The following is a 12,671-nucleotide window of genomic DNA, read 5'->3' as shown; positions in this document are numbered from 1 at the left end:
GCATTCTCGTCGTCGATGAATTTCACATAGCCGCCGAGCGGGATCCAGGAGAGCCGCCAGCGCGTCCCGTGCCTGTCGTTGAAGCCGACGATCTCAGGCCCGAATCCGATCGAGAATGTCTTGACCGCGACGCCGCACCAGCGGGCCACGAGAAAATGGCCGAGCTCGTGGAAGAACACCACGATGGTGAGCACGAAGATGAAGGGAAGCAGATAAGACAGCACGGTGTCGCCGAAGCCTGAAAGCTTGAGTATCGTTTCCATAGGGTATCCTGGATGCCGAGGGCTTCCTAGCGCGCCTGAGCCGATTGTGCAAACGTCCGGAGCTGCGAGAGCGCGATGGCTCGCGCTTCGGCATCGATGGCGAGGACCTCATCGACGCTATCGGGCGAAGTTGCGGAAATGTGGGCCGAGCGGCCGAGCGTGGCCTCGACCAGGGCCGCGATCCCCAGGAAGCCGATGCGGCCGTCCAGAAACGCTTGTACCGCAACTTCGTTGGCGGCGTTCAGCACCGTGCTTGCGCTGCCGCCGGCGGCGAGCACGTGGCGTGCAAGCCGCAAGGCCGGGAAGCGATCCTCGTCCGGCGCCTCGAAGGTGAGTGCGCCCAGGCTGGCGAGATCGAGCCGCGCGGTCGGCGCCTGCATGCGGTTGGGCCAGGCAAGGCTGTAGGCGATGGGCGTGCGCATGTCGGGGCAGCTCATCTGCGCCAGCACCGAGCCGTCGCGATAGTGGACGAGACAGTGCACGATGGATTGCGGGTGGATCAGCACGGAAAGCCGCTCCGCCGGCACCGAGAACAAATGATGCGCTTCGATCAGCTCGAGGGCTTTGTTCATCAGCGTTGCCGAATCGATGGTGACCTTCGGGCCCATGGACCAGTTGGGATGGGCGAGCGCCTGCTTCGGGGTCACCTCCTCCATGTCGGCAAGGCTCCATGAGCGGAACGGCCCGCCCGACGCCGTGAGACAGATGCGCTCGATGCTCTCCGGTGCGTCCCCGGCCATCGCCTGCATGGCCGCTGAGTGCTCCGAATCGACGGGCAGTAGCGCCGTCTCGTGACGGGCGACCTCGCGCATGAAGATGGGTCCGGCCGAGACGAGACATTCCTTGTTGGCGAGCGCGGTGCAGGTGCCCTGGCGCACCGCGGCAAGCGTCGGCTTGAGGCCGGCGGCGCCGACGATCGCGGCCATCACCCAATCGGCAGGACGGCTTGCTGCCTCGACGAGCGCGTCAGCGCCGGCAGCCGCCTCGATACCTGTGCCGCTGAGCCGGGCACGGAGCTCCGCATAGCAGGTCTCGTCGGCAACGACCGCAAGCTCGGCCCGATGCTTCACCGCAAGCTCGGCGAGGCGCGTGGCGTTGCGGCCTCCGGTCAACGCCACCACCGCGAATGACGTGGGGTCGCGGCCGACGAGATCGAGCGTGTTCTCGCCGATCGATCCGGTGGCGCCGAGCACCGAGATGCGCCGCGGGCGCGTCGCAGGCGATGACAGCCTGACGGTTTCGGATTGGACGGCGAGCACGGTCATAGGCAAACGCCTCACCAGATCAGCAGGCCGCGGCCGGGATTGGCCGGATCGCGCAAGGCGATCAATGCCGCCGCGATTGCGGCGATGAGAAGGCCATCGATGCGGTCGAGCAACCCACCGTGGCCGGGGATGAGATTGCTCATGTCCTTGGCGCCGAACCGGCGCTTCGCCGCGCTCTCGCTCAGATCTCCGATCTGACATGCAGCGGCAATTGCCACGCTGACCAGGGCCAAGCGCCAGCCCGAGGTCTCCCCCAAAAACAGGGCAAAAGCAAATCCAATCAGCGCCGGTGCAAAGGTTCCGACCAGGAGCCCGCTCCAGGTCTTTTGCGGCGAGATTTTCGGGGCAAGTTTGCGGCCGCCGATCAGATTGCCACCAGCATAGGAAGCCGTATCGGTGGTCCAGGCCACGGCCAGCAGATAAAGCAGCGCCGTGGCGCCATAAGTCTGATCGCTCCTGAGCCAGACCATGGACCAGGCGGGGAGCACCGAATAGGCCACGCCCAGCAGAGACCAGCCAAGCGTGGGGGACCAGGCGGCGGCAAGTCCGGTTCCGGCCAGCGCCAGCGCGGCGGCAATGAGGGCGAGACCGGGCCGGGACATGGCCACGGCCACGGCGACAGCAGCGACGGCTGCGGATTGCATCATGGCGATGGCATCGAAGCCAGCCTTGCGCACCAGCCGTCCCCATTCCCAGGCGACGATGACGCCCGAGGCGATGGCCAGAGCCACGAAGGTCCAGATGCTCGCCACCACGGAACCGAGCGCCAGCACCGCCAGCACCGCGGCGGACGCCAAGCGCGTCGTCATCTCCGATTTGTTGGGTTGAGCGCGGGGCTCGGCGCCACTCGGCGTCACATCGAGCGGCGTCACGCGGTGGATCTCGCCTTGAGGCCACCGAAGCGGCGCGTGCGCTGTTGATACTCGGCAATCGCGGCTTCGAGAGTCTCGCGCGAGAAGTCGGGCCAATAGGTATCGACGAATACGAACTCGCTATAGGCGAGTTGCCACAGCAGGAAATTGCTCAAGCGGCGCTCGCCGCTCGTGCGGATCAGCAAGTCGGGATCGGGCAGGTCGGCGGTGTCGAGATAGGAGCCGAACCGCTCAGGCGTGATATCGGACGCGTCGAGCGTGCCTTCAGCCACGGCTTCGGCGACGCGCGCGGCAGCGCGGGCGATCTCGTCACGGGCGCCATAGTTGAAGGCGATGGTGAGATTGAGAGCCGAGTTATCCTTGGTAAGGAGAACGGCATCGTCGATCAGCCGCAAAATGTCGTCATCGAGGCCTGAGCGGGTGCCGATCACTCTGATCCTCACGCCGTTCTTATGCAGGTCGGCGAGATCGCGCCTGACAAAGCGCCGCATGAGGCCGAACAGATCGTGGATCTCCTGCCGCGGGCGCGACCAGTTCTCCGAGGAAAAGCTGAACAGCGTAAGATGGGTGATGCCAAGCTCGAGCGCGGCCTTGACCGTGCGCCGCACGCTATCCACCCCCTGGCGATGACCCTCGGCGCGCGGCAGGCCCCGCTCGGCAGCCCAGCGGCCGTTGCCGTCCATGATGATGGCGATGTGCCGAGGCGCCGGCACCTCGGTCTGCGACCAGTCAAGCTCCTCAACTGCAAGCGTCACGTGTTCGGTGCTCCAATAAGGGTGACAGGCATTGTGCTCTTGGCGCCGTCTCGCCGGCTAGACCTGCATAATCTCCGCTTCCTTGCTCGCAAGCGTCTCGTCGATCTCCTTGACGATCTTGTCGGTCAAGTCCTGCACCTTGGTGGACAGCGAATGGTGCTCGTCCTTGCCGATGTCGCCGTCCTTCTCCATGCGCTTGAGGTGCTCCATGCCGTCGCGGCGGACATTGCGCACCGCGACGCGCGCCTGCTCGGTGTATTTGTGCGCAACCTTCGCGATCTCGTGGCGCCGTTCCTCGTTCAGCTCCGGAATCGGCAGGCGAAGCAGCTGTCCTTCGACCACCGGGTTCAATCCGAGGTCGGACTCGCGGATGGCACGCTCCACTGCGCCGACCTGGGACCGGTCCCACACCTGCACAGTGATCAACCGCGATTCCGGCACGTTGATGGTGGCGAGCTGATTGAGCGGCATTTGGCTGCCATAGGCATTTACCATGATCGGATCGAGCAGGCTCATATTGGCTCGGCCGGTGCGCAAGCCGCCAAATTCCTGCTTGAGCACCATGAGCGCGCCACGCATCCGCCGCTCGATCTCCTTAAGGTCGAAGCCAGACATGTCGCCTTTCCTCCTCGCGCGGTTGAAATCCACGCTTGGGTCAGCTTGCCGTCCCGCCCATCGGCCCGAAAGTCGACGGGTCGCGGCGGGCTAGGATATCGTGGTCGAGGATCCCTTCCCTTGCAAGACAGCAGCCAAGCCACCTTGTTCCTTGATGGAGAACACAATTATCGGAATCCGATTGTCGCGGGCAAGGGCGATTGCCGCCCCGTCCATGATCCGCAGATCCTGCCGCAGCACATCGTCATAACTTAGCGCATCGTACCGGCGCGCTTTGGGGTTCTTCGTCGGGTCGGAGTCATAGACGCCGTCGACCTGGGTGGCCTTGAAGATCGCGTCGCAGCCCATTTCTGCCGCCCTGAGCGCCGCCGTGGTGTCGGTGGTGAAAAACGGGTTGCCGGTGCCGCCGACGAAGACCAGCAAATGGCCGTCGTCCAAATGGGCAAGCGCCCGCGCCCTGATGAAGGGCTCGGCGATGCTGAGCATGGGAATGGCCGACATCACGCGCGCCGAGCGGCCCTTGGCTTCAAGCGCCTGACCGAGAGCGAGGCCGTTCAGCACCGTGGCCAGCATGCCCATGTAGTCGCCGCTCACCCGGTCCATGCCGTCGGTGGCGGCCGCCAGGCCGCGATAGATGTTGCCGCCGCCGACCACGAGGCAGAGCTGGAGGCCAAGATCGGCGGCCTCGCAGATATCGGCGGCGACCTGATTCAGCACCTCGACATCGATGCCGTAGCCGCTCTTCCCCATCAGGGCCTCGCCGGAGAGCTTGACGAGGACCCGCCGGTAGCGGAGCGATCGGCCCGTACGTGGTTGTGCCATCAGCCGATCCCCCCGGTCTGCCTCTAGGATCCAGACGCTGCCGCGGCAACCTCCGCGGCGAAATCACTGTCCGGCCGGTCGATGCCTTCGCCAAGCGCGAAGCGATGGAAGCCGGTGATCTTGATCGGCGCGCCGGCGCTCTGTTCGGTCGCGGCAAGCGCCTTGGCGACGGTCGTCTCCGGATCGTGGACGAAGGCCTGCGACAGGAGAACGACCTCCTCGTAGAATTTGCGCAAACGGCCTTCGACCATTTTCTCGATCACCGCCGCGGGCTTGCCGGACTCTTTCGCCTGCTCGGTGAGCACCGCCCGCTCGCGCTCGACGAAAGCGGGGTCGAGGCCGGCCACATCCACGCTTTGCGGATTGGCGGCGGCGATATGCATCGCAACCTGCTTGCCGAAGCTTTTGAGCTTGTCGGCGCCTCCCGTTGATTCGAGCGCGACGATGACGCCGATCTTGCCGAGACCGGGCGAAATGGTGTTGTGCATGTAGCTCGCCACCACCCCGGTCTTTACGCCGAGATAGGAGGTGCGGCGAAGCGTCATATTCTCGCCGATCGAGCCGATCATCTCTTTCAGATGATCGGCCACGCTGATCGTGCCGCCGCCATGCTTACCCTTGGCGAGCTTGTCGAGATCGCCCTTGGCCTTGAGCGCGTCGGCGGCGATGGTGCGCACCATCTCCTGGAACTTGTCGTTGCGGGCGACGAAATCGGTCTCGGAATTGACCTCGACCAATGCCGCCTGTCTCTCCTCGGCGGCAAGGCCGATCAGGCCTTCAGCCGCCACGCGACCTGCCTTCTTGGCAGCCTTGGCAAGACCTTTGGTGCGCAGCCAATCGACCGCAGCCTCCATGTCGCCGGCGGTCTCGTTGAGCGCGGCCTTGCAATCCATCATGCCCGCGCCGGTCTTCTCGCGCAGGTCCTTCACCATCGTCGCATTAATCGCTGTCATGCCATCCTCTATCGGGCCGGAGTGGGTTTGCCCCGGCCCTAACGTCGATCATCGCTCTATTCAGGCTTTCCTTCCGCGGCGTTCGGCCTCGGTCCCCGTGCGGGACGCCGGGCCTGCGACGGAGCCTTGCCATTGCCACCTCTGGCGTCGGGCCGGCCCGGCCTCCGCCGTGGGGGCCTGCGTTCGCCGTCAGACGGAGGCTTCTCCGAACCTTCGCCGCCCTCTTCGCCTTCATCGAGCCCGGGCTCGCCCGGAGGCGCGTCGGCGGCGCCGAGATCGACTCCGGCTGAGCCTTGCGCGCGTTCGATGCCGTCAATAGCGGCGCGCGCGATCATGTCGCAATAAAGCGTGATGGCGCGGCCGGCGTCGTCATTGCCGGGGATGGGATGACTGATCCCATCCGGATTGCTGTTCGAATCGACCACGGCGACGATCGGCATGTTGAGCTTGCGCGCCTCGGCAATGGCGATCGATTCCTTGTTGGTGTCGATCACGAACATCAGGTCGGGCGGCGCGCCCATGTCCTTGATGCCGCCAAGAGCGCGTTCGAGCTTGTCCTTCTCGCGGGTGAGCTGCAACAGCTCCTTCTTGGTCAGGCCCTGCGTCTCGCCAGCGAGCAGCTCTTCCAGAGATTTGAGCCTGCGGATCGAGTTCGAGATGGTGCGCCAGTTGGTGAGCGTGCCGCCGAGCCAGCGGTGGTTCACGTAGTACTGGGCGCAGGACCGCGCGGCGTCGGCCACCGCCTCGGAAGCCTGCCGCTTGGTGCCGACGAACAGCACGCGGCCGCCTTTGGCCACGGTGTCGGCCACGGCAAGCAGAGCCTGATGGAACAGCGGTACGGTCTGGGTGAGATCGATGATGTGGATGTTGTTGCGGGAGCCGTAGATGAACTGCGCCATCTTCGGGTTCCAGCGATGGGTCTGATGACCAAAATGCACGCCAGCCTCGAGCAGCTGGCGCATAGAAACATTAGGCAGTGCCATGGGACTGCATTCTCCTTTTTCCGGTTCTGCCGCCGCGGGACGATGAGACCGGTTTCCCGGTCACCGGAGCGAGCGTGAGAGTCCTTGAAAGGGCCTCGCGGCGCTAAGCTCCCGCGTGTGAGATGGTGCGGTTTATAGGGACGCAACCCCCTTTTGGCAAGAGTTGGGGGATTAGGCCGGCTAAAGGGTGCCGACCGCAGCTACGCCCTCAACCAGCTTGAGCGCGCTGCGTTGCTTCGGCGTGGCGTCGATGCCTTGCGGCAGCACAAACTCGACCTCGCGTCCGGCATCGTCGAGGCGAAGCACCAGACGCAGCTCTCCCTGCCCTCCCCGCTCGCCCACCTGCTCGGCAAGGGAGTCAAGCGCGCGGGTTCCCTCTAGATAGATCTTGATGCCGCTGTGGCGCGCCTCTGCGGCCGCTTCGAGCGAGGTAATGCGTTGCACCCGCACCTTAACGGTCTCCCCGTCGGCCTCGGCCTCGACGTCGAGCAGCAGGGCGCCGCCGGGTTGGAGCAGCTCGCGCGAGGCGGCAAGCGCTTCAGAGAACACCACGGCCTCGAACTGGCCGGTCGGATCGGAGAAGGCGACGAAGGCGTAGGCATTGCCGCTCTTGCCTTGGCGCTCGCGCATGGCAAGCACGGTGCCGGCAAGCGTGCCGACAACGCGCCTTGTGCGGGCCTTGCCCGCGAAGTCCACCCAGGATTCGGCGCCAAGTGCCTCGAGCACGTCCTGATAGTCGTCGAGGGGATGGCCGGTGAGGAAGAAGCCGACGGCTTCGAACTCGCGCGACAGCCGTTCGGTGGGCACCCAAGGCTTTGCGGCGCGGAGCTCGATCGGCGGCGGCGTGCGCGCAGCACTGGCAAAGAGGTCGTTCTGGCCGCCGGTCTCATCCGCAAGCGACCGATTGCCCGCGGCCATGATGCGATCGACATTGGCGAGCGCCGTGGCCCGGTCGATGCCAAGCTCGTCGAGCGCGCCGGCGGCGGCGAGCGTCTCCAGCGCGCGCTTGTTGACGATGCGCGGATTGATGGCGCGGGCGAACGCGGAGACGTCCTTGAAGGACCCGCGCTTCGCTCGCTCGGCGCAGATATGGTCGACGGCGTGGCGGCCGACATTGCGCAGCGCAGCGAGCGAATAGCGAATGGCGCCGTCGCTCGGGATAAAGCCGGCCTCCGAGCGGTTCACCGATGGTGGCTCGATGCGGATGCCCATGCGGCGGGCTTCCTGGGCGAAGCCATTGAGCTTGTCGATGTTGCCGATGTCGAGCGTCATGGAGGCGGCCAGGAACTCGATCGGGTGGTTGGCCTTGAGATAGGCGGTCTGATAGGCGATCAGCGCGTAGGCCGCGGCGTGAGATTTGTTGAAGCCGTAGCCGGCGAACTTGGCGACCAGCTCGAAAATGAACTCGGCGCTGCCGCGATCCACGCCCTTGCCGACGGCGCCCTCGATGAAGCGGTTCCGCTGCTGCGCCATCTCCTTCTTGATCTTCTTGCCCATGGCGCGGCGGAGCAGATCGGCCTCGCCAAGCGAGAAGCCTGACAGGGTTTGCGCGATCTGCATCACCTGCTCCTGGTAGATGATCACGCCGTAGGTCTCTTCCAGGATCGGCTGAATGGCGGGATGCAGATAGTCGGGCTGCTCGCGACCGTGCTTGCGGTTGACGTAGCTGTCGATGTTGTCCATCGGCCCAGGGCGATAGAGCGCGACAATGGCGATGATGTCCTCGAAGCGGTCTGGCTTCAGCTTGCGCAGCGCGTCGCGCATGCCAGCACCTTCGAGCTGGAACACGCCGACCGTATCGCCGCGGGCAAGAAGCTCGTAGGTCGGAGCGTCGTCGAGGGGGAGCCGCGCCGGATCGAGCGTGACGCCCTTGCGGGCGAGCAACTCGCGCGCGGTTTCGATCACGGTCAGCGTTTTCAAGCCGAGAAAGTCGAACTTCACGAGGCCGGCGGCTTCGGCCCATTTCATGTTGAATTGGGTGGCGGGAAGCTGGGCGCGAGGGTCGCGGTAGAGCGGCACGAGGTCGATCAGCGGCCGGTCGGCGATCACTACGCCGGCGGCGTGGGTCGAGGCATGACGATACAGACCCTCAAGTCGATTCCCGATATCGAGGAGCTTGGCCACGATCGGCTCGGAATCGCGCGCCTCCTGCAGCCGGGGCTCGCCGGCAATGGCTTGTGCGAGCGTGACCGGGTTCGCCGGATTGTGCGGCACGAGCTTGCACAGGCGGTCGACCTGGCCATAGGGCATCTGCAGCACGCGGCCGACGTCGCGAAGCACCGCGCGTGCCTGGAGCTTGCCGAAGGTAATGATATGGGCGACGCGGTCGGCGCCGTAGCGCTCGCGCACATAGGCGATCACCTCGTCGCGGCGATCCTGGCAGAAGTCGATATCGAAGTCCGGCATCGACACGCGCTCAGGGTTTAGGAAGCGCTCGAACAGCAGCCCGAAGCGCATGGGGTCGAGATCGGTGATGGTCAGAGCCCAGGCCACCAGTGACCCTGCTCCGGACCCGCGCCCCGGCCCGACCGGAATGCCCCTAGCCTTGGCCCATTGGATGAAGTCGGCGACGATCAGGAAGTAGCCCTGATAGTTCATGCCGGTGATGACGTTGAGCTCGAAGGCGAGACGATCGGCGTAGGCGCGTGCGTCGTAGCCTGGGGCCGTCCCTTCCTCGGCAAGTCTCCTGGCAAGACCTGCCTCTGACTGGCGGCGAAGCTCGGCGGCTTCAGTCTCGCCTTGAGCGAGCGACGAGGTCGTGCCGTTCACGAATTGCGGCAGGATGGGCGCATGCTCGCGCGGGCGATAGGAGCAGCGGCGGGCGACCTCGATCGTGTTCTCGATCGCCTCCGGCAGATCGGCGAACAGTTCCGTCATCTGGTGCGCGCTCTTGAAATAGTGTTCGGGGCTCAGGCGCCGCCGCTGGTCGACGGCGACATAGCTCCCTTCCGCGATGCAGATCAGCGCGTCATGGGCCTCGAAATCGTCGGGGCTCGCGAAGTAAGGCTCATTGGTCGCGACGATGGGCAGATGATTGTCGTAAGCGAGATCGAGCAGAAGCGGCTCCGCTGCCCTCTCCTGCGGCAGCCCATGCCGCTGGATCTCGACATAGAGGCGGTCGCCGAAGATGCCTTTGAGCTGATTGAGGGCCGTTTCGGCAAATCGGAAATCGTTGACAGCGATGGCGCGGTCGATCACGCCGTCAGGACCGCCGGTCAACGCGATGAGGCCGGCCTGGTGGAGGGCAAGATGGGAGAGCGTCACCAGAGCCTCGCCGCTATCCGCGCCATAGCGATAGGCCTCGGTCGAAAGCTTAATGAGATTGGCGTAGCCCGCCGCGTCCTTGGCGAGGAGCGCGACGCGGCCGTGATTGATGTACTTCACGAGTTCGCCGCTGTCCGGGTCCGACTCGATTTGCGGCGCGAGGCTCAAGGAGAGCGTGCAGCCGATAATGGGCTGGATCTTGGCTTGGGCTGCGTATTCGGAGAATTCGAGCGCGCCGAACAGATTGTTGGTGTCGTTGAGCGCAAGCGCCGGCATGCCCTGCTCGGCGGCAAGGCTGACGAGCTTCTGAATGGTCAGAGCCCCTTCGAGCAGCGAATAGGCCGAATGCACCCGAAGATGCACGAAGGGTTGTTCTGTCTCAGTCAAGAATCGTGTCTCCGCTTCGATTCGTGCGCGCCATAGCCTGCGGGACTCACAGTCGGCTGGGCAATGTGCTGCTGGAGATATCCACGCGTTACACTGTTCCTACTTTGTTCCAAACGTCAAGTATAGCAGAAAGTTGTTATTTCTCAGCTAGTTGGTAGCAGCTATTGAGCCTGGGAGACCCGCACCACCGTCACCTGCTCCTCGACCAGAATGCCGTCCATAAGCCGCAACACGCGGTCCATGCGGGCGGCGAGGTCGAGATTGTGGGTGGCGACCAGCGCCGCCACCCCCGATTGGCGCACGAGGCTCAGGAGCTGCTCGAACACGCGCTCGGCGGTATGCGGATCGAGATTGCCGGTCGGCTCGTCGGCAAGGAGAAGCCGCGGTCCGTTGGCGACGCCGCGGGCGATGGCGACGCGCTGCTGCTCGCCGCCTGACAGTTGCGCCGGACGGTGTTCGGCGCGCTCGCCGAGGCCAAGCGCCTGCAGCAATTGCGTGGCGCGCTCCTCAGCCTCGCGCCGCGGCAACCCGAGAATGAGCTGCGGCAGCACCACGTTCTCCAGCGCCGAGAACTCCGGCAGAAGGTGATGGAACTGATAGACGAAGCCGATTTCGGAGCGGCGCATGCGGGTGCGCTCGGCATCCCCGAGCTTGACGCAATCGACGCCGTCGATCACCACGGCGCCGCCATCAGGCCGCTCGAGCAGGCCGGCGATGTGGAGCAAGGTGGACTTGCCGGCGCCAGAGGGACCGAGCAGAGCGACCGCCTCGCCGGGGTAGAGAGAGGCGGTCGCGCCTTTCAGCACCTCGATGAGGCGGGATCCTTGCGCGTAAGCGCGCTCCAGCCGGTCGAGATGCAGCGCCGGCGCTTGATCTGATTTCCCCACGATCCCGCCCTACTCGTAGCGCAAGGCTTCGACGGGATCGAGACGAGAGGCTCTCCAGGAGGGATAGAGCGTGGCGAGGATCGACAACACGAGCGCCATGATCACCACCGAGGCGGTCTCGCCGGTGTCCATTTCGGCCGGAAGCTGCGACAGGTAATAGAGTTCAGGCGAGAACAGCTCGGTATCGGTGATCCAGCCGATGAATTCGCGAATCCGCTCGATGTTGAGGCAGACGAGCACGCCGAGCGCGAGGCCGGCGAGCGTACCGACGATGCCGATGCTCGCGCCGGTGATGAAGAAGATGCGCATCACGGCGGCACGGGTCGCCCCCATGGTGCGCAGAATGGCGATGTCATGGCCCTTGTCCTTCACCAGCATGATCAGGCCCGAGATGATGTTGAGTGCCGCTACCAGCACGATCAGCGTGAGGATCAGGAACATGACGTTGCGCTCGACCTGAAGCGCGGTGAAGAACGTCGCGTTCCGCTGCCGCCAGTCGCTGATATAGACCGAGGAGCCGCCGGCCTCGATGATCTTCGGCCCGAGCGCGCTCACCTCGTCGGGGGAATCGAGCACGACCTCGAGCACGGTGATGCTGTCGGGCTTGGAGAAATAGCGCTGCGCTTCGGCAAGCGGCATGAACATGATGCTCGAATCGTATTCCGACATGCCGATCTCGAAGATGGCGACGATCGGGTAGCGCTTTACCCGCGGCGCCGTGCCGAGCGCGGTCGAGGCGCCGCGCGGGGTGAGCAGCGTCACCTGGTCGCCGAGCTTGACGTTGAGGTCGTTGGCAAGCCTAGTGCCGACCGCGATACCCTCCTTGTTGTCGAAGCCGTCGAGGGTGCCGAAGCGGATATTGCCGGAGATGGCCTTCAGCTGTTTCAGGTCGGCCTCGCGCAAGCCCCGCACCAGCGCGCCGGTGGAGGAGGCCGGCGTCGACACCATCACCTGCCCTTCGATCAGCGGCAGGGCGTATTTGACCCCGTGTACGCTGCGCACATTGGCGGCGATGGCGTCGTAATTGCCGAAATTCGGGTCGAGGCTGTGCACCACGACATGGCCGTTCAACCCCAGCATCTTGTTGAACAGCTCCTGGCGGAAGCCGTTCATCACCGCCATGACGATGATCAGCGTGGCCACCCCGAGCATGATGCCGAGGAAGGAGAAGCCGGCGATCACCGAGATGAAGCCTTCCCTGCGGCGGGCGCGCAAATAGCGCAGCGCCACCATCCATTCGAAGGGCGAGAAGGCCCGTGTGCCGCTGGGGCGCGTACCGTTGTCACTTGTGGCGTTGCCGCTCATGCCGCTTCCCTGCCAGGCTCGGCCGAGGCGGCGAGGCGATGCAAGGCCGCATCGAAGCTGAGCGTGTGCCTCGCCCCGGTGGCGCGCTCCTTCAACTCGACCTCGCCAGCCTTGATGCCCTTGGGTCCGATGATCAGTTGCCAAGGCAGCCCGATCAGGTCGAAGGCCGCGAATTTGGCGCCAGGCCGGTCGTCGCGGTCGTCGTAGAGCACGCTCAAACCAGCTGCCTGGAGCTTCAAGTAGAGATCCTCGCAGACCCTGTCGGTCTCCGCGTCGCCGCTCTTGACGTTGATCAGGCCA

The 12,671-nt window shown here is 64.9% G+C and carries 12 protein-coding genes; all 12 read right to left on the bottom strand.

Annotation, left to right across the window (positions count from 1 at the left end; all coding sequences use genetic code 11):
- The coding region (locus tag ACREC7_RS12990) for a site-2 protease family protein (protein ID WP_431556113.1) at positions 1–263 on the bottom strand (263 nt) is incomplete at its 3' end.
- Between the two features lie 26 nt (positions 264–289).
- Entirely contained in the window at positions 290–1,528 is a 1,239-nt protein-coding gene (locus ACREC7_RS12985) for a 1-deoxy-D-xylulose-5-phosphate reductoisomerase (protein WP_431556112.1), read from the bottom strand.
- 11 nt (positions 1,529–1,539) lie between these two features.
- A complete protein-coding gene (locus ACREC7_RS12980; protein WP_431556111.1) occupies positions 1,540–2,400 on the bottom strand; it encodes a phosphatidate cytidylyltransferase in 861 nt (286 codons plus the stop codon).
- Positions 2,397–3,155, bottom strand: a complete 759-nt coding sequence (locus ACREC7_RS12975) for an isoprenyl transferase (protein ID WP_431556110.1) — start codon at positions 3,153–3,155, stop codon at positions 2,397–2,399. The genes ACREC7_RS12980 and ACREC7_RS12975 overlap by 4 nt, the downstream gene beginning before the upstream one ends.
- Before the next feature lie 57 nt (positions 3,156–3,212).
- On the bottom strand, positions 3,213–3,770 hold the full coding sequence (gene frr, locus ACREC7_RS12970) for a ribosome recycling factor (RefSeq protein ID WP_431556109.1): 558 nt from the start codon (positions 3,768–3,770) through the stop codon (positions 3,213–3,215).
- 90 nt (positions 3,771–3,860) lie between these two features.
- Positions 3,861–4,592, bottom strand: a complete 732-nt coding sequence (gene pyrH / locus ACREC7_RS12965; protein WP_431556108.1) for a UMP kinase — start codon at positions 4,590–4,592, stop codon at positions 3,861–3,863.
- Positions 4,593–4,615: 23 nt separating this feature from the next.
- On the bottom strand, positions 4,616–5,545 hold the full coding sequence (tsf, locus tag ACREC7_RS12960; protein ID WP_431556107.1) for a translation elongation factor Ts: 930 nt from the start codon (positions 5,543–5,545) through the stop codon (positions 4,616–4,618).
- A gap of 56 nt (positions 5,546–5,601) precedes the next feature.
- Positions 5,602–6,528: a 30S ribosomal protein S2 gene (rpsB, locus tag ACREC7_RS12955; protein WP_431556106.1), complete on the bottom strand. Its 927-nt coding sequence runs from the start codon at positions 6,526–6,528 to the stop codon at positions 5,602–5,604.
- A gap of 180 nt (positions 6,529–6,708) precedes the next feature.
- Positions 6,709–10,179, bottom strand: coding sequence for a DNA polymerase III subunit alpha (dnaE, locus tag ACREC7_RS12950; protein WP_431556105.1), 3,471 nt, complete (start codon positions 10,177–10,179; stop codon positions 6,709–6,711).
- Positions 10,180–10,340: 161 nt separating this feature from the next.
- Positions 10,341–11,066 (bottom strand): ABC transporter ATP-binding protein, encoded by a 726-nt coding sequence (locus tag ACREC7_RS12945; protein ID WP_431556104.1) that lies wholly within the window; start codon positions 11,064–11,066, stop codon positions 10,341–10,343.
- A 9-nt stretch (positions 11,067–11,075) separates the two neighbouring features.
- Positions 11,076–12,371, bottom strand: a complete 1,296-nt coding sequence (locus ACREC7_RS12940) for a lipoprotein-releasing ABC transporter permease subunit (protein ID WP_431556103.1) — start codon at positions 12,369–12,371, stop codon at positions 11,076–11,078.
- Positions 12,368–12,671, bottom strand: a 304-nt coding sequence (locus ACREC7_RS12935; RefSeq protein WP_431556102.1) for a His/Gly/Thr/Pro-type tRNA ligase C-terminal domain-containing protein, incomplete at its 5' end; no start/stop codon positions are given. The genes ACREC7_RS12935 and ACREC7_RS12940, both read right to left, overlap by 4 nt.

Source organism: Methyloceanibacter sp. (assembly GCF_050728395.1).
GTDB lineage: Bacteria > Pseudomonadota > Alphaproteobacteria > Rhizobiales > Methyloligellaceae > Methyloceanibacter.
The sequence above is the reverse complement of the archived record's forward strand: the minus strand, read 5'-3'. Positions and strand labels throughout refer to the sequence as shown.

Bases quoted from the DNA above. Each gene is read 5' to 3' on its own strand.
- rpsB (WP_431556106.1), bottom strand. From the start codon at position 6,528: ATGGCACTGCCTAATGTTTCTATGCGCCAGCTGCTCGAGGCTGGCGTG.
- tsf (WP_431556107.1), bottom strand. From the start codon at position 5,545: ATGACAGCGATTAATGCGACGATGGTGAAGGACCTGCGCGAGAAGACC.
- ACREC7_RS12985 (WP_431556112.1), bottom strand. From the start codon at position 1,528: ATGACCGTGCTCGCCGTCCAATCCGAAACCGTCAGGCTGTCATCGCCT.
- frr (WP_431556109.1), bottom strand. From the start codon at position 3,770: ATGTCTGGCTTCGACCTTAAGGAGATCGAGCGGCGGATGCGTGGCGCG.
- ACREC7_RS12940 (WP_431556103.1), bottom strand. From the start codon at position 12,371: ATGAGCGGCAACGCCACAAGTGACAACGGTACGCGCCCCAGCGGCACA.
- pyrH (WP_431556108.1), bottom strand. From the start codon at position 4,592: ATGGCACAACCACGTACGGGCCGATCGCTCCGCTACCGGCGGGTCCTC.